Source organism: Pseudomonas sp. UBA4194 (assembly GCF_002379585.1).
Taxonomy (GTDB): Bacteria; Pseudomonadota; Gammaproteobacteria; order Pseudomonadales; family Pseudomonadaceae; genus Aquipseudomonas.
This window is the reverse complement of record NZ_DFUE01000005.1, coordinates 1-16,669: the sequence shown is the minus strand read 5'-3', so window position 1 is coordinate 16,669 and position 16,669 is coordinate 1. Positions and strand designations below refer to the sequence as shown.

Here is a 16,669-nt window from a genome sequence, read left to right as displayed (position 1 = left end):
AGTCATTGATTTAAATAAATTTATAACAGGGGGTTGACGACCCTCTCAAGCATCCCTAGAATGCGCGCCACTTGCAGCGTAAAGCACACAGCGAAGCGCGGCAGGGAGTGAATGTTGTACGTGTGTCCCCTTCGTCTAGTGGCCTAGGACACCGCCCTTTCACGGCGGTAACAGGGGTTCGAGTCCCCTAGGGGACGCCATATTGCGGGAATAGCTCAGTTGGTAGAGCACGACCTTGCCAAGGTCGGGGTCGCGAGTTCGAGTCTCGTTTCCCGCTCCAGTTTAAGCGGTGTGGCCTTCGGGCGGCATCGAGTGAAACCAGCGTCAAGTCTCTGGATTTGATCTGGGCGCTGAAATACACACCATGTGTTTCAGTTAGCGTGTCCCCTTCGTCTAGTGGCCTAGGACACCGCCCTTTCACGGCGGTAACAGGGGTTCGAGTCCCCTAGGGGACGCCATTTGCGGGAATAGCTCAGTTGGTAGAGCACGACCTTGCCAAGGTCGGGGTCGCGAGTTCGAGTCTCGTTTCCCGCTCCAAATTCAATGAAAACGCCGCTCAGCAATGAGCGGCGTTTTCGTTCGTCTGTAGCAGCGGCGTAAGCCGCGTCCTCCCCCCTCATTGCAGTTGATTCACCGCGATAAGTGACGCGGCTTACGCCATTGAGGGATGCGTGACGCGGCTTACTACAGCGGGATACGTGACGCGGCTTACGCCGCTGCTACAGCGGATGGGGGGGGGTTAGTGGGGGGTCTGCGGCGTGGACATGGCCAGCAGTTGTTTCTCCTGATTCCAGTCAAACGGCTCCTCGTTCTCTTCGGCTTCGAAACGCCGCTCTTCCAGCGCCTGGTACAGTTCGATTTCTTCGTCGGGCATGTAATGCAAGCAATCCCCCGCAAAGAACCACAGCAGATCCCGCGGCACCAGGTGGGCGATCTGCGGGTAACGGGTGATCACCTGGCACATCAGATCCTGCCCCAGATACTGGCTCTCCAGCGGTTCGACCGGCAATTGCGCACGCAGGTCATCGAAGCGGTCCAGGAACAGCGCGTGGCTCTCTTCGGGAACCTGTTCCGCCTCACCCAGCGCTACAAGTATGCCGCGCAGGTGGTCCAGCAGGACCAGGTGGTGTTCGAGATGGGCATTGGCCATGATGGGGTCCTCTTGAGCAAAACGGGCGCGGGAGTATAAAGCTCCACGCGCCCGCTGTCTTATGCAGCTGTTATTGCTGCCGATGCATCAGCGCACTTTGCCTTCAGTGGCCAGCAACTCTTCCTTGCTGAAATCATCCACGTCGATCACCTTGCGCCGTGCGGCTTCAGCCTGGTGCAGGGTTTGCGCTTCGTTGGCCTGCAGCACGCCGGCTTCCAGCGCTGCGTCGATCAGCGACTGGCCTGGCGTGGCCTTGAACTGCCGAGCCTTGTAGGCCTGCTGCAGCTTCTTGTGCAACGGCTGGCTGGCGCGCAGTTGATCGAACGCCACCTGCAAAGCACCCACCGGGTCGTCGGCGCCTTGCGGGCGATAGCAGCCAGCCAGCATTTCCTCAAGGGCCGGGTCACCCTTGTGCCGGCCGGTGATGGCTGCGACTTCGGCGTCCAGCTTGTCCGACGGCCCGGTGTGGCGGCGACCAAAAGGAAACACCACAGCGCGCAGCAGATAGCCAAGGACCTTGTTGGGGAAATTCTTGAGAATCTCGTCCAGGGCGTGCTCGGCCTTGCCCAGGCTTTCTTCCATGGCCCAGCACAGCAACGGTCGCAGGTACTCCGGCGAGTTCTGGTCGTGATAGCGCTTCAGGGCTGCCGAGCTCAGGTACAGATAACTCAATACGTCACCCAGGCGAGCCGAGAGCCGTTCGCGGCGTTTCAACTCACCGCCCAGCAGCATCATGCTCAAGTCGGCCAGCAGGGCGAAGGCCGCCGCCTGACGGTTCAGGGCGCGGAAATAGCCCTGGCTCAGGGAGTCTCCGGGCGCTGGCTCGAAATGGCCAAGGCCCAGGTTCAGCACAAAGGTGCTGGCGGCGTTGCTCACGGCGAAACCAATGTGCTTGAGCAGCAGGTGATCGAATTCCACCAGAGCCTGGGCCTTGTCTTCGCGGGCGGCCAAGGCCATTTCCTTGAGCACGAAGGGGTGGCAGCGGATGGCGCCCTGGCCGAAGATCATCAGGTTGCGCGACAGAATGTTCGCGCCCTCCACCGTGATGAAGATCGGTGCGCCTTGCCAGTTGCGCCCCAGGTAGTTGTTCGGGCCCATGATGATGCCCTTGCCGCCGTGGACGTCCATGGCGTGGGTGATGCACTCGCGACCGCGTTCGGTCAGGTGATACTTGAGAATGGCCGACAGCACCGAGGGTTTTTCGCCCAGGTCCACGGCATTGGCCGTGAGCATGCGGGCGCTGTCCATCAGCCAGGCATTGCCGCCGATGCGCGCTAGGGATTCCTGAATACCCTCGAAGGCCGCCAGGGGCACATTGAACTGCTCGCGCACCTGAGCGTATTGACCGGTCACCAGGCTGGTGTACTTGGCCGCGCCCGTGCCGACGGCGGGCAGCGAGATCGAGCGGCCCACCGACAGGCAATTCATCAGCATCATCCAGCCCTTGCCCAGCATGGGCTGGCCGCCAATCAGGTAGTCCAGCGGAATGAACACATCCTTGCCCGAGTTGGGCCCGTTCATGAAGGCCGCCCCCAGGGGGAGGTGACGGCGGCCGATCTCGACGCCAGGGGTGTCGGTGGGGATCAGCGCAAGGCTGATGCCCAGGTCTTCCTTGTCGCCCAGCAGGTGGTCCGGGTCGTGGGCCTTGAACGCCAGGCCCAGCAGGGTCGCCACCGGGCCAAGGGTGATGTAGCGCTTTTCCCAGGTCAGGCTCAGGCCGATGACCTCCTCACCGTTCCACTGACCTTTGCAGATCACGCCGACATCCGGCATGGCCCCGGCATCGGAGCCGGCCAGCGGGCCGGTGAGGGCGAAGCAGGGAATATCGTCACCCCGCGCCAGGCGGGGCAGGTAGTGGTTGCGCTGTTCGTCGGTGCCGTAGTGCAGCAGCAGCTCGGCCGGGCCCAGCGAGTTGGGTACCATCACGGTGGAGGCCAGGTCGCCGCTGCGGGTGGCCAGCTTCATTGCCACCTGGGAGTGGGCGTAGGCCGAGAAGCCCTTGCCGCCAAACTCCTTGGGAATGATCAGGGCAAAGAACCCGTGTTCCTTGATGTGTGCCCAGGCCTCGGGCGGTAGGTCCATGTCCTGGCCGATCTGCCAGTCGCTGACCATGGCGCAGAGCTGCTCGGTGGGACCGTCGATGAACGCCTGTTCTTCTTCGGTCAGTTGCACCTTGGGGTAGGCCAGCAAGGTGTGCCAGTCCGGGCGCCCGCTGAACAGTTGGCCATCCCACCACACGGTGCCCGCGTCGATGGCGTCGCGCTCGGTGTCGGACATCGGCGGCAGGGTTTTCTGAAACCACTGGAACAGGGGCGCAGTGAACAGCCGGCGCCGCAGGTCCGGCAACAGCAGAGGCAGGGCGGCGGCGATCAGCAGCAGCCAGAAAAGGCCCAGTAGCCAACCCGGGGCATGGCTGAAAATGCCCATGGCCAACAGGTAAACCGCGACCACGCCCATGGCGGGCAGGGCGGGGGTACGCCGGTGGGCCAACCAGGCAATGCCGACAACCAGAACTACGATCCACAACAACAGCATAGGGGTTCCTCCGTGAAGACCGGGCGCGACGACCCGTTTGCGAGTGCCCCCAGAGCTTAGACGGCAGGCGGAAATCGAGCGGTCGGAACTGCCAGCTTCGGTATGTGGGAAAACGCTGGGGCTTGCCTCGATAGTGACCCTCCACGGGTAGGGGAGTTCGGCGTGTCTCACACTGCCCTGAACGTTTACAGGCGGGTGCGGCCTACCATAAGACGGCGTGGACTGCGTCGGGCTGATGTTTACTATCGATAATGCTCACTGTACGGGCGGTCGAGTGGCCTTCATCATTCAGCCTTGGCTCAAACATCTGGTTGCAATTGATCGCGGCCGCCCTCACCTGAATACACTTCCTATTACGGCGTATAGACCCTTTATGAGTTCTGCTCTGTCCATCCGACAGTTGACCAAAACCTACGGCAATGGCTTTCAGGCCCTCAGTGGCATCGACCTCGACGTAGCGGAAGGCGACTTTTTTGCACTCCTGGGCCCCAATGGCGCGGGCAAATCCACCACCATCGGCATCCTCTCCACCCTGGTCAACAAGACCAGCGGCACGGTGAACATCTTCGGCAACGACCTGGACCGCCAGCCGGCCGCGCTCAAGCGCAGCATCGGTGTAGTGCCCCAGGAATTCAATTTCAACCAGTTCGAGAAAACCTTCGACATCGTCGTGACCCAGGCCGGCTACTACGGCATTCCGATGAAAGTCGCCAAGGAGCGTGCGGAACAGTATCTGACCCAGCTCGGGCTGTGGGACAAGCGCGACACCCCGTCTCGCTCGCTGTCCGGGGGCATGAAGCGCCGCTTGATGATCGCCCGCGCACTGATTCACGAGCCGCGGCTGTTGATCCTCGATGAGCCGACAGCAGGCGTCGACATCGAGCTGCGACGCTCGATGTGGAGCTTTCTCACCGAGTTGAACGAGAAAGGCATCACCATCATCCTCACTACCCATTATCTGGAAGAAGCCGAGCAGCTGTGCCGCAACATCGGCATCATCGACCACGGCACCATCGTGCAGAACACCAGCATGCGTCAGCTGCTGGGTACCCTGCATGTGGAGACCTTTCTGCTCGACCTGGGCCAGAACCTTACCGCGCCGCCGTATCTGGAGGGTTACCCGTGCACGCTGCTGGACCCCCATACACTTGAGGTCCAGGTCGACAAACAGGTGGGCATCACCGCGCTGTTTGGCCAACTGGCATTGCAGAACATCCAGGTACTGAGCCTGCGCAACAAGACCAACCGCCTGGAGGAGCTGTTCGTCTCCCTGGTGGAGAAGAATCTGAAGAAGGTGGCGGTATGAGTTCCGAATTCCAGGCCAACATGGTGGCGCTCAACACCATCGTCTACCGCGAAGTGCGGCGCTTCACCCGCATCTGGCCGCAGACACTGCTGCCGCCAGCCATCACTATGGTCTTGTACTTCGTCATCTTCGGTAACCTGATCGGCCGGCAGATCGGCGACATGGGTGGCTTCAGCTACATGGAGTACATCGTGCCGGGGTTGATCATGATGTCGGTGATCACCAACTCCTACGGCAACGTGGTATCGAGCTTTTTCGGCGCCAAGTTTCAGCGCTCTATCGAAGAACTGATGGTATCGCCACTGTCACCTCACACGATCCTCACGGGTTACGTGATCGGCGGCATGCTGCGCGGCTTGATGGTGGGGGTGATCGTCACCGCGCTGTCGCTGTTCTTCACCCACCTGCAGGTGCACCACTTGGGGATCACCGTGCTGGTGGTGATCCTCACCGCTACCATCTTTTCCATGTTGGGCTTCATCAACGCCGTGTTTGCGCGCAACTTCGACGATATTTCCATCGTCCCGACGTTCGTGTTGACGCCACTGACCTACCTGGGCGGGGTGTTCTACTCCATCAGCCTGTTGCCGCCGTTCTGGCAAACCGTGTCGCTGGCCAACCCGGTGTTGCACATGGTCAATGCCTTTCGCTACGGCATTCTGGGTGTCAGTGACATCAGCATCGGTGTTGCCGTGGCGTTCATGGTGGTTGCCACCGTGGTGCTCTACGTCGCCTGCGTAAAACTGCTGGTGAGCGGGCGCGGTATGCGTAGCTGAGGTGCGCGGAGATCGCCGCGATGTGGCCCAAACTGGCGCACCGCGGCGTGTCTTGCCCCGTCTTGGAGCCCCCGCCGTGCAAGGCCTGGATGGGGGTGGCGGATGCCCGTACACGGTTTATGGCTAATGGCCGGTTTTTGTCGTTTCTCGATGGTTCAAGGTCGTAGGCAGAGCATGCTGGTTGGCCCGTGAGGTCGATGATCTGTACGCCAACATGCCGCTCGGCATCCGCCGGGCGCCGCCTTATCGGGGAAGCAGGATGAACATGAAAAAAGTTCTCGGAGCGAGCGCCGCTCTGATTCTGGCCATGGGCTGTACCTGGGCCAACGCTGCCGCCAAGGAAGTCACCATCGGTTACGTTGACGGCTGGTCAGACAGCGTCGCCACCACCAACGTTGCCGCCGAGGTCATCAAGCAGAAGCTGGGCTACGACGTCAAACTGCAAGCCGTTGCCACCGGGATCATGTGGCAAGGCGTGGCCACCGGCAAGCTCGACGCGATGCTCTCCGCCTGGCTGCCGGTCACCCACGGTGAGTACTGGGCCAAGAACAAGGACAAGGTGGTCGACTACGGCGCCAACTTCAAGGATGCCAAGATCGGTCTGATCGTGCCCGAGTATGTGAAAGCCAAGACCATCGATGACCTCAAGACCGACACCACCTTCAAGAATCGCATTGTCGGCATCGACGCCGGTTCGGGTGTGATGCTCAAGACCGACCAGGCGATCAAGGACTACGAGCTGACCAGCTATAAGCTGCAGGCCAGTTCTGGCGCCGGCATGATTTCCGAACTGACCCGCGCCGAAAACGCCAAGCAGTCCATTGCCGTCACCGGCTGGGTGCCGCACTGGATGTTCGCCAAGTGGAAACTGCGTTTCCTGGACGACCCGAAGGGCGTGTATGGCGCGGCTGAAACCGTGAACAGCATTGGCAGCAAGGAACTGGACAAGAAGGCGCCGGAAGTGGCCGCTTTCCTGAAGAATTTCTCGTGGTCGTCCAAGGATGAGATCGGTGAAGTGATGCTGGCCATCCAGGATGGCGCCAAGCCGGAAGCGGCCGCCAAGGACTGGGTAGCCAAGCACCCTGAGCGTGTGGCTGAGTGGGTTGGCAAGTAATTAACTATTGAGTTGAAGGGCCTCATCGCGGGTAGCACCCGCTCCCACCGTACAAAAGGGTGGTTCCAGTCCCTGCGGATAACCCTTGTGGGAGCGGGTTCTACCCGCGATGGAGCACACACAGACACCCCAAAAGGTCGCCCAATGGCGACCTTTTCGTTTTTATGTACCCCCTCATTGGCGCACCGACTCATGTCGATCTAATACTAAGGTCGTCTGGAGCGCGTTCTACAGCAGCATAAAGTGGAATACGTTCTACCCATCTGTGCTGCGAGGACAAAAACAATGAACGACAGCATTTACCTCTCGATTCAAAACAGCCCGCGTTTCAAGGAGCTGGTGCAAAAAAGGGAAAAGTTCGCCTGGATTCTCTCGGCGATCATGCTCGGGCTGTATTCGGCCTTCATCCTTCTGATTGCCTACGGGCCGCAGATTCTCGGCGCCAAGATCAGCGCCGGGTCATCGATCACCTGGGGGATTCCCATGGGGATCGGCTTGATTCTTTCGGCGTTCGTGCTGACCGGTATCTACGTCAAGCGCGCCAACGGCGAGTTCGACGATCTGAACCGAGCGATCCTGAAGGAGGCACAGCAATGAGCCGGCGCCTACTGACCACCCTGGGCGTCGCGGCCTTGGCGCCCAGCGCCATGGCGGCGGACGCGCTGACCGGCGCGGTGCAGAAGCAGCCGCTCAACGTCGCCGCCATTATCATGTTCGTGCTGTTCGTGGGCGCGACCCTGTGCATTACCTACTGGGCCTCCAAACGCAACAAGTCGGCTGCCGACTACTATGCCGCCGGTGGCAAGATCACCGGCTTCCAGAACGGTCTGGCCATCGCCGGTGACTACATGTCGGCGGCGTCCTTCCTGGGCATTTCCGCCCTGGTGTTCACCTCCGGTTACGACGGTCTGATCTACTCCATCGGCTTTCTGGTGGGCTGGCCCATCATTCTGTTCCTGATCGCCGAACGTCTGCGCAACCTGGGCAAATACACCTTCGCCGATGTGGCCTCGTATCGTCTGAAGCAGAAAGAGATCCGCACCCTGTCGGCCTGCGGATCATTGGTGGTGGTCGCGTTCTACCTGATCGCGCAGATGGTTGGCGCTGGCAAGCTGATCCAGTTGCTGTTCGGCCTGGACTACACCGTAGCCGTGATCCTGGTGGGCATCCTGATGTGCCTGTACGTGTTGTTCGGCGGCATGCTGGCCACCACCTGGGTGCAGATCATCAAGGCGGTGCTGCTGCTCTCCGGCGCTTCGTTCATGGCGTTGATGGTGATGAAGCACGTCAACTTCGACTTCAATGCGCTGTTTTCCGAAGCCATCAAGGTTCACCCCAAAGGCGAGGCGATCATGAGCCCCGGCGGCCTGGTGAAGGATCCGATTTCGGCCTTCTCGCTGGGTCTGGCATTGATGTTCGGTACGGCCGGTCTGCCACACATCCTGATGCGCTTCTTCACCGTGTCCGACGCCAAGGAAGCCCGTAAGTCGGTGCTCTACGCCACGGGCTTCATCGGCTACTTCTACATCCTTACCTTCATCATCGGTTTTGGCGCGATCCTGCTGGTCAGCACCAATCCGGCGTTCAAGGATGCGGCAGGCGCCTTGCTCGGCGGCAACAACATGGCCGCGGTGCACCTGGCCAACGCGGTGGGTGGCAGTATCTTCCTGGGCTTCATTTCGGCGGTAGCGTTCGCCACTATCCTGGCGGTGGTTGCAGGTCTGACCCTGGCCGGCGCCTCGGCGGTGTCTCACGACCTGTACGCCAGCGTGATCAAGAAGGGCAAGGCCAACGACAAGGATGAAATCCGGGTCTCGAAGATCACCACGGTCTGCCTCGGCGTCCTGGCGATTGGCTTGGGCATTGCCTTCGAAAGCCAGAACATCGCGTTCATGGTTGGCCTGGCGTTCTCCATCGCCGCCAGTTGCAACTTCCCGGTACTGCTGCTTTCGATGTACTGGAAAAAGCTGACCACTCGCGGCGCCATGATCGGCGGCTGGATGGGGCTGATCAGTGCCGTTGGCCTGATGATCCTCGGCCCAACCATCTGGGTGCAGATCCTGCACCACGAGAAACCGATCTACCCGTACGAGTACCCGGCGCTGTTCTCGATGGCTATCGCCTTCGTGGGCATCTGGTTCTTCTCCATCACCGACAAGTCGGCCGCTGCCGACGAAGAGCGGGCGCTGTTCTACCCGCAGTTCGTTCGCTCGCAGACCGGTCTGGGCGCGAGTGGGGCGGTATCGCACTAATCTGCAACAGCCATGAAAAAGGCGGCCAATGGGCCGCCTTTTTCATGGCTGGGCAACAACTATATTTTGCCCAACAGTACCAGGATCAGCAGAATGACCAGCACGGTACCGATGATACCCGACGGGCCATAGCCCCAACTTCTGGAGTGCGGGAATACTGGCAGACCGCCAATCAACAGCAGAATCAGTACGATGATAAGTATGGTGCCCATGGCGATTTCCTTATTTGGACTTTTGAGGTGTTCGTCAGTCAGCCAGGGGCTCGACCGCTTAATAGGTCGGACTGTGTCTATACGTAAAAAGTCCCCAAAGTTTTTGAAAATGTTTCTACAGCAAAGCCCATCCAGTACGAAGAATCGCAAGGTTCGGTATTCAGCCGGGTGATGGTGGATGGCTGAGCACAGGGAGTTGGCTAGACTCGCTGGCACATTAATCTCACGGGGTTCCACCATGGCTAACCGTATGATGATCACCGGCGCCGGTTCCGGGCTGGGTCGTGAAATCGCCGTACGCTGGGCGCGCGAGGGCTGGCGCATGGCATTGGCGGACATCAACGATGCGGGGGTCGCGCAGACCCTGCGCCTGGTCGAGGCGGTCGGCGGCAGCGGCTTCACCCAACGCTGCGACGTACGTGATTTCAGTCAGCTTACGGCCTTGTCGCAGACCTGCCAGGAGCGCTTTGGCGGCATCGATGTAATCGTCAACAACGCTGGGGTGGCTTCAGGCGGGTTCTTCGACGAACTCTCGCTGGAAGACTGGGACTGGCAGTTGGCGATCAACCTGATGGGCGTAGTCAAAGGCTGCAGGGCCTTCTTGCCGCAATTGCTGGCAAGCAGGGGCAAAATCATCAACATCGCTTCCATGGCGGCGCTCATGCAGGGACCGGCGATGAGCAACTACAACGTCGCCAAAGCCGGCGTGGTGGCATTGTCCGAAAGCTTGCTGGTGGAGTTGCGCGGGCAGGGAGTGGCGGTTCATGTGGTATGCCCGTCGTTCTTTCAAACCAATCTGCTCGACAGTTTCCGTGGCCCCACGCCAGAAATGAAAGCGGCGGTGGGCAAGTTGCTGGAGAGCTCGCCGATCGATGCGGCTTTCATTGCCGACTACATCCATGAACGGGTAGCGGTGGGCGACTTCATGATTCTGCCCCACGAAGAGGGCCGACAAGCCTGGGCGGTGAAGCAGCAACAGCCGGAGTTGATCCATCAGCAGATGGCCGACATGGCCGAAAAGATGCGTGCCAAGGCTCGCCAGTCGCGAGCCTGAGCCATTATGCTGGCGCGCTGAACTCCATGAGGCTGCGCGCTGTGCTCAATTACGTCTGGTTCTTCCTTGCTGCGCTGTTCGAGATTGCCGGTTGCTATGGCTTCTACCTGTGGCTGCGCCTGGGCAAGAGCGCCTGGTGGGTGGTGCCCGCGATGCTCAGCCTGAGCGCCTTCGCAGTGTTGCTGACCCGCGTCGAGGCGGCTTATGCAGGCCGAGCGTACGCAGCCTACGGCGGTATCTACATCGTCAGTTCGTTGCTGTGGCTGGTGGTGGTGGAAAAGGTCCGACCCGCTGGCTCGGATTGGCTGGGCGCGTTGCTCTGCGTGATCGGCGCCAGCATCATCCTGTGGGGCCCCAGACTCCACTCCGCCTGATCCCCCCTGACTCCACTCCGCTCCTACAGGGGGGGGAGCGGCGTCCAAGCCGCGAATGCGCCCGCCCGCCCAGCGTATCTTCCAGCCTATGTGCGAAAGTATGGCTATTCGCGGCTGAACGCCGCCCCTACAGCGAGGTGGTAATATTCGGGTTCAACTTCGTACAACTTCCGAAAATCAGGTACGAAACTTCTGACAGGCAAGTTACCAACTTTCGTAGGTTTCGACTGTATTATTCCGCTTGTATTGTGCACTTGAAAAACAGGGTCCACCCTCAGAAGGCATTCATTTGAGGGAGCGAAACCATGCTGGTACTGACAAGACATGTGGGCGAACTGATTTCCATCGGCGATGACGTATGGGTCAAGGTGTTGGACGTGCGCGGCAACACCGTGCGCTTTGGTATCCAGGCACCGAAGACGGTGGAAGTGCACCGCGCCGAAGTGTATCGACGCATTCAGGACAAACTCGGCAAGGCGCGCAAGGAGGTGCCGGTGGTGTAGCTCAGTCGAAGAGTTCCGGCGGGATATCGTGCTTGAGCATCAGCGTGCACTGCTCGCTGTCGGGGTCGAAAACGATGAACGCCTGCTTTTTCGACAGGGCGTGACGAACCCGCAGGACTCGGGTTTCGAGTGGGGTTTCGTCGCCGTTGTCGGTGCCGTCCCGGGTCACGAAGTCTTCGATAAGACGGGTAAGGGTGTCGGCTTCGAGGTGGTCGTAGGGGATCAGCATGAGGTGGGGCTCTGAGGGCGGGGGGACAGGATACTACAGTGGTGGCGGGTCCCCTCACCCCAGCCCTCCGGGGAGGACTGGGGAAGGGGCACCGTTTACTCGTTCCTTTGCCCGACCACATCCTCAACGGCAGGGACCCGCGTATCGGACTCCATCTGCGCATCGTGCTCGATCTGATGGCTGAACCGCTCCAGCGAACTGTTGTTGGGCTTGGCATCGCTGGCAAATACCGGCGGGCTCAACATATAGGCGGTCAAAATTCGGCTCAGTGCGCTCAGGCTATCGATATGGGTGCGTTCATAACCATGGGTCGCGTCACAGCCGAAGGCCAGCAATGCGGTGCGGATGTCGTGCCCTGCGGTGATAGCCGAATGCGCATCGCTGAAGTAGTAACGAAACAGATCGCGACGCACCGGCAATTCATTCTCTTCACCCAGGCGCAACAGGTGGCGGGACAGGTGATAGTCGTACGGCCCACCGGAGTCGAGCATCGCCACACTCACCGCGTGTTCGCTGGAATGTTGCCCTGGCGCGACCGGCGCGATATCGATGCCGACGAACTCGCTCACATCCCACGGCAGCGCGGCGGCGGCTCCGGAGCCTGTCTCCTCGGTGATGGTGAACAGCGGGTGACAGTCGATCATGGGCTCGTAGTCGCTTTCCACGATGCTCTTGAGCGAGGCCAGCAGTGCAGCCACACCCGCCTTGTCATCCAGATGGCGGGCGCTGATATGACCGCTGTCGGTAAACTCTGGCAGTGGATCGAACGCTACATAGTCACCAATGTTCACGCCCAACGACTCGCAGTCGGCGCGGGTTGCGCAGTAGGCATCCAGGCGCAGTTCGACGTGGTCCCAGCTGACCGGCATCTGGTCCACGGCCGTGTTGAAGGCGTGTCCCGAGGCCATCAGCGGCAATACGCTGCCGCGGATCACGCCGTTATCGGTGAACACGCTGACCCGGCTGCCTTCTGCGAAGCGGCTCGACCAGCAGCCAACCGGCGCCAGCGACAGGCGGCCGTTGTCCTGCACGGCGCGCACGCTGGCGCCGATGGTGTCCAGGTGGGCCGAAACGGCCCGGTCCGGGGAATTCTGCTTACCCTTGAGGGTGGCGCGAATGGTGCCACGGCGGGTCATTTCAAACGGGATGCCAAGCTCTTCGAGGCGCTCGGCCACGTAGCGCACGATGGTATCGGTAAAGCCTGTGGGACTAGGGATGGCAAGCATCTCCAGTAGGACTTTCTGCAAGTACTGGATATCCGGTTCGGGAATTTTAGAGGTCATGGAAACTCCTGATTTGGATAGTGGAATGGGCGGATGCCCGGCTTTGGATGTGGATGTTCGTCAGGGCCTCGCGCGGGCAAAGCGGAGCACTGGCCTGGCTCACCGGCAAGGGACTCCTTGCCGGTGAGAGGCGTGCGAACGGTTACATCGGGCGGCTGTGAGGAAACAGCAGGTCGACGAAACGCTCTGCAGTGGGCTGAGGTTCATGGTTGGCCAACCCGACCCGCTCGTTGGCTTCGATGAACACGTACTCGGGCTGGTCGGCGGCAGGCACCAGCAGGTCCAGGCCCACCACCGGAATGTCCAGCGCGCGAGCGGCCCGTACGGCGGCGTCCACCAGGACCGGATGGAGGATATCGGTGACGTCCTCCAGGTGACCGCCCGTGTGCAGATTGGCGGTCTTGCGCACGGCCAGCGTCTGGCCACGGGGCAGGACGCTGTCCATGTCGAAACCGGCGGCTTGCACGGTACGCTGCGTTTCCTGGTCCATCGGAATACGGCTTTCACCCGCCGTGGCAGCTTGCCGGCGGCGGCTCTGAACGTCGATCAGATGGCTGATCGAGTTCTGTCCGTCGCCGATGATCTGGGCTGGCCGGCGAATGGCGGCGGCAACGACTTCATAGCCAATCACCACAATGCGCAGGTCGGCACCTTCGTGGAAGCTTTCCAGCAGGACCCGGCTGTCGAACTGCCGGGCGTGCTCGATAGCGGCTTGTACCTCTTCCAGGTTGTCGAGGTCCACGGCAACACCGTTGCCTTGCTCACCATCCAGCGGCTTGACCACGATGCGCTGGTGCTCATCGAGGAAATCCTGATTGTCGTCGGCACTCCCCGCCAACTGCTGCGCTGGCAGGCTCAGACCTGCAGCCTTGAGGACCTTGTGCGTCAGACTCTTGTCTTGGCACAGGGTCATGCTGACCGAGCTGGTCAGGTCGCACAGCGATTCGCGGCAACGCACTCGGCGTCCGCCGTGGATCAACGTGAACAGACCCGCTTCGGCGTCATCCACCTGCACGTCGATGCCCCGTCTGAACGCCTCGTCGACGATGATCCGCGCGTACGGATTGAATTCGGCTTGAGGGCCTGGCCCCAGAAACAGCTTCTGATTGATGCCGTTCTTGCGCTTGACGGCGAAGGTCGGCAGGTTGCGAAAACCCAGCTTGGCATACAGGTTCTTGGCCAGGCGGTTGTCGTGCAGTACCGACAAGTCCAGATAGGCCAGGCCGCGACTCATGAAGTGCTCGACCAAGTGGCGCACCAACACTTCACCCACGCCGGGGCGGGTGCAGCGGGGGTCCACGGCCAGGCACCAGAGGCTGCTGCCGTGCTCGGGATCGCGAAAGGCCTTCTGATGATTCAGGCCCATGACGCTGCCGATCACGTGGCCAGTGTCTTCATCCTCTGCCAGCCAGTACACCGGTCCGCCCTGATGGCGCGGCGTCAGCAGATTGTGGTCGATGGGCAGCATGCGGCGCTTGAGATACAGCTGGTTGATCGCCTCCCAGTCGCCGTCGGTCTGTGCCCTGCGGATTCGGAAACCCCGGAACACGCGCTGGGCCGGGCGGTAATCGCTGAACCACAGGCGCAGCGTATCCGAGGGGTCGAGAAACAACTGCTGCGGTGCCTGCGCCAGCACCTGCTGCGGCGCGGCCACGTACAGGGCAATGTCGCGCTCGCCCTGCTGCTCCTTGAGCAGGTCGGCGGCCAGCGCGGCCGGGTCGGGGTAGGTGTGGCCGATCAGCAGGCGCCCCCAACCGCAGTGCAGCGGGCGCTGGCTCAGTTCGTCACTGTTGCCATCTTCGGCAAAGCGCGCCTGCAGCCGCTCATAGGACGGCGCCTGGCCGCGCAGCAAGCGCTGGTTGAATGCCGTGGCATGAGCTTTCATCGATCAGATTCCTTGTTCGCTGAGCCACAGATTCAGGGCCGCCAACTGCCACAGTTTCGAGCCCCGCAGAGGCGTGAGCTGGCCCTGCGGGTCGGTCAGCAGGCGGTCGAGCATGGTCGGATTGAACAGACCGCGGTCTTGGCTGGGGTCGAGCAGCAGCTCGCGGACCCAGTTCAGGGTATTGCCTTCCAGGTGCTTGAGGCCCGGCACCGGGAAATAGCCCTTCTTGCGATCGATGACTTCGCTTGGGATCACCAGGCGCGCCGCTTCCTTGAGCACCTGTTTGCCACCGTCCGGCAATTTGAACTTGCCCGGCACCCGTGCCGACAACTCCACCAGGCGGTAGTCCAGGAAAGGCGTGCGCGCTTCCAGGCCCCAGGCCATGGTCATGTTGTCGACGCGTTTGACCGGGTCGTCCACCAGCATCACTGTGCTATCCAGACGCAGTGCCTTGTCCACGGCGGCATCGGCGCCGGGCATAGCGAAATGTTCCCGTACGAAATCGCCAGCAGCGTCGTTGGCCGTCAGCCATTTCGGTGCCACCGTGGCGGCATAGTCGTCGTAGCTGCGGTCGAAGAACGCATCACGGTAGGCCTGATAAGGGTCGGCGGCGCCGTCCACTTGGGGATACCAGTGATAGCCGGCGAACAACTCGTCGGCGCCCTGGCCGCTCTGCACCACCTTGCAATGCTTGGCCACTTCCCGCGACAGCAGGTAGAAGGCGATGCAGTCGTGGCTGACCATCGGTTCGCTCATGGCGCGGAAAGCCGCCGGCAGTTGCTCGATGATCTCCCGTTCGTCGATGCGCAGCTGATGATGCTGGGTACCGTAATGCTTGGCGATCAGGTCGGAATACTGGAACTCATCACCACGCTCGCCGCCGGCATCCTGGAAACCGATGGAGAAGGTGGACAGATTTTCCACGCCCACTTCTCGCAGCAGACCCACCAGCATGCTCGAGTCGACGCCGCCCGAGAGCAATACGCCTACATCCACCGCAGCACGCTGACGGATGGCAACGGCGTCGCGGGTGCTCTGCAACACGCGGTCGCGCCAGTCTTCCAGAGTCAGGTTCAGTTCATCGGCGCGAGGACCGTAGGGCAGAGTCCACCAGACTTTCTGCTCGGTGGTGCCGTCGGCATCGATGCGCATCCAGGTCGCGGGTGGCAGCTTTTCGATGCCGGCGATCAGGGTGCGAGGCGCTGGCACCACGGCGTGAAAATTCAGGTAGTGGTTGAGTGCCACTGGGTCCAGCATCGGGCTGATGTCGCCGCCTTTGAGCAGCGCAGGCAGGGCCGAGGCGAAGCGCAGGCGCTTGTCGGTGCGCGACAGGTACAGCGGCTTGACGCCCAGACGGTCGCGAGCAATGAACAGGCGTTGGGCATCGCGTTCCCAGATGGCGAAAGCGAACATGCCATTGAGCTTGGGCAGCAGGGCTTCACCCCAGGCATGATAGCCCTTGAGCAGCACTTCGGTGTCGCCGCCCGAATAGAAGCTGTAGCCCAATGCTTCGAGTTCGGTGCGCAGTTCCGGGAAGTTGTAGATGGCACCGTTGAAGGCCAGGCTGAGGCCCAATTGACCGTCGGTCATCGGCTGTGCGGACCCGTCGGACAGGTCCATGATTTTCAGGCGGCGATGGCCGAGGGCGACGGGCCCTTGGGCCTGGAAACCCCAGGCGTCCGGGCCACGTGGGGCCAGGTCATGGGTGATGCGTTCCACGGCCGCGAGGTCCGCAGGTTGAAAGTCGAAACGTAACTCACCAGCTAATCCGCACATAAGTCCTTACCGGTCTTTCCGTTGGGGATGGGCCGAGGGAAGCTCGGCCAGGTAAGAAACTGACCGGGGAGGGGAGTAGGAGTTTTAGATCGATCGGTTATAAGGCGGCTGGATGTACGGGGGGTGGCGAGATTTGAGGACGGTGGTGAATGGTCCCCTCACCCCAGCCCTTTCCCTGAGGGAGAGGGAGCTCAAAACCCCCTCTCCCTCAGGGAAAGGG

Annotated in this window: 15 protein-coding genes and 4 tRNA genes; 12 read left to right on the top strand and 7 right to left on the bottom strand. The window is 61.1% G+C overall.

Going from position 1 to position 16,669, the window contains the following annotated elements:
• Positions 1–124: 124 nt before the first annotated feature.
• From B3397_RS00620 to B3397_RS00605, 4 genes are all read left to right on the top strand, one after another.
• Positions 125–200: transfer RNA gene (locus B3397_RS00620), tRNA-Glu, on the top strand.
• A gap of 4 nt (positions 201–204) precedes the next feature.
• A tRNA-Gly gene (locus B3397_RS00615) sits at positions 205–280 on the top strand.
• Between the two features lie 102 nt (positions 281–382).
• A tRNA-Glu gene (locus tag B3397_RS00610) sits at positions 383–458 on the top strand.
• Positions 459–461: 3 nt separating this feature from the next.
• Positions 462–537, top strand: a tRNA-Gly gene (locus B3397_RS00605).
• Between the two features lie 202 nt (positions 538–739).
• Here B3397_RS00605 and B3397_RS00600 read toward each other — a convergent pair.
• Positions 740–1,150 (bottom strand): PA2817 family protein, encoded by a 411-nt coding sequence (locus B3397_RS00600; protein WP_296246308.1) that lies wholly within the window; start codon positions 1,148–1,150, stop codon positions 740–742.
• Between the two features lie 87 nt (positions 1,151–1,237).
• Positions 1,238–3,685 (bottom strand): acyl-CoA dehydrogenase, encoded by a 2,448-nt coding sequence (locus tag B3397_RS00595; RefSeq protein ID WP_296246306.1) that lies wholly within the window; start codon positions 3,683–3,685, stop codon positions 1,238–1,240.
• 373 nt (positions 3,686–4,058) lie between these two features.
• On the opposite strand from B3397_RS00595, the gene B3397_RS00590 reads away from it, so the two are divergent.
• From B3397_RS00590 to B3397_RS00570, 5 genes are all read left to right on the top strand, one after another.
• Entirely contained in the window at positions 4,059–4,991 is a 933-nt protein-coding gene (locus B3397_RS00590; protein ID WP_296246305.1) for an ABC transporter ATP-binding protein, read from the top strand.
• A complete protein-coding gene (locus B3397_RS00585; RefSeq protein WP_296246303.1) occupies positions 4,988–5,767 on the top strand; it encodes an ABC transporter permease in 780 nt (259 codons plus the stop codon). Before B3397_RS00590 ends, B3397_RS00585 begins: the two co-directional genes overlap by 4 nt.
• A gap of 259 nt (positions 5,768–6,026) precedes the next feature.
• Positions 6,027–6,881, top strand: a complete 855-nt coding sequence (locus B3397_RS00580) for a glycine betaine ABC transporter substrate-binding protein (protein ID WP_296246302.1) — start codon at positions 6,027–6,029, stop codon at positions 6,879–6,881.
• A gap of 285 nt (positions 6,882–7,166) precedes the next feature.
• Complete coding sequence (locus tag B3397_RS00575; protein ID WP_296246300.1) at positions 7,167–7,478, top strand: DUF485 domain-containing protein; 312 nt, start codon at positions 7,167–7,169, stop codon at positions 7,476–7,478.
• Positions 7,475–9,133, top strand: a complete 1,659-nt coding sequence (locus B3397_RS00570) for a cation acetate symporter (RefSeq protein WP_296246298.1) — start codon at positions 7,475–7,477, stop codon at positions 9,131–9,133. The genes B3397_RS00575 and B3397_RS00570 overlap by 4 nt, the downstream gene beginning before the upstream one ends.
• A gap of 59 nt (positions 9,134–9,192) precedes the next feature.
• On the opposite strand, the gene B3397_RS00565 is transcribed toward B3397_RS00570, so the two are convergent.
• Positions 9,193–9,351, bottom strand: a complete 159-nt coding sequence (locus B3397_RS00565) for a DUF3309 family protein (RefSeq protein WP_122479270.1) — start codon at positions 9,349–9,351, stop codon at positions 9,193–9,195.
• Between the two features lie 232 nt (positions 9,352–9,583).
• Here B3397_RS00565 and B3397_RS00560 point away from each other — a divergent pair, with 232 nt between their 5' ends.
• The 3 genes from B3397_RS00560 (at position 9,584) to csrA (ending at position 11,276) form a co-directional block, all read left to right on the top strand.
• Positions 9,584–10,399, top strand: coding sequence for an SDR family oxidoreductase (locus tag B3397_RS00560; protein WP_296246296.1), 816 nt, complete (start codon positions 9,584–9,586; stop codon positions 10,397–10,399).
• A 41-nt stretch (positions 10,400–10,440) separates the two neighbouring features.
• Positions 10,441–10,773, top strand: coding sequence for a YnfA family protein (locus tag B3397_RS00555; protein ID WP_296246372.1), 333 nt, complete (start codon positions 10,441–10,443; stop codon positions 10,771–10,773).
• 305 nt (positions 10,774–11,078) lie between these two features.
• Entirely contained in the window at positions 11,079–11,276 is a 198-nt protein-coding gene (gene csrA, locus B3397_RS00550) for a carbon storage regulator CsrA (protein ID WP_296246294.1), read from the top strand.
• Position 11,277: 1 nt separating this feature from the next.
• On the opposite strand, the gene B3397_RS00545 is transcribed toward csrA, so the two are convergent.
• The 4 genes from B3397_RS00545 to B3397_RS00530 all read right to left on the bottom strand — a co-directional run bounded on the left by B3397_RS00545 (position 11,278) and on the right by B3397_RS00530 (position 16,449).
• Positions 11,278–11,505 carry a YheU family protein gene (locus tag B3397_RS00545; RefSeq protein ID WP_296246291.1) on the bottom strand — a complete coding sequence of 76 codons (228 nt, stop codon included), beginning with the start codon at positions 11,503–11,505 and terminating at the stop codon, positions 11,278–11,280.
• A 95-nt stretch (positions 11,506–11,600) separates the two neighbouring features.
• Positions 11,601–12,788, bottom strand: coding sequence for an osmoprotectant NAGGN system M42 family peptidase (locus tag B3397_RS00540; protein ID WP_296246290.1), 1,188 nt, complete (start codon positions 12,786–12,788; stop codon positions 11,601–11,603).
• Positions 12,789–12,930: 142 nt separating this feature from the next.
• Positions 12,931–14,673, bottom strand: a complete 1,743-nt coding sequence (ngg, locus tag B3397_RS00535; RefSeq protein WP_296246287.1) for an N-acetylglutaminylglutamine synthetase — start codon at positions 14,671–14,673, stop codon at positions 12,931–12,933.
• A gap of 3 nt (positions 14,674–14,676) precedes the next feature.
• On the bottom strand, positions 14,677–16,449 hold the full coding sequence (locus B3397_RS00530; protein ID WP_296246285.1) for an N-acetylglutaminylglutamine amidotransferase: 1,773 nt from the start codon (positions 16,447–16,449) through the stop codon (positions 14,677–14,679).
• Positions 16,450–16,669: the final 220 nt, after the last annotated feature.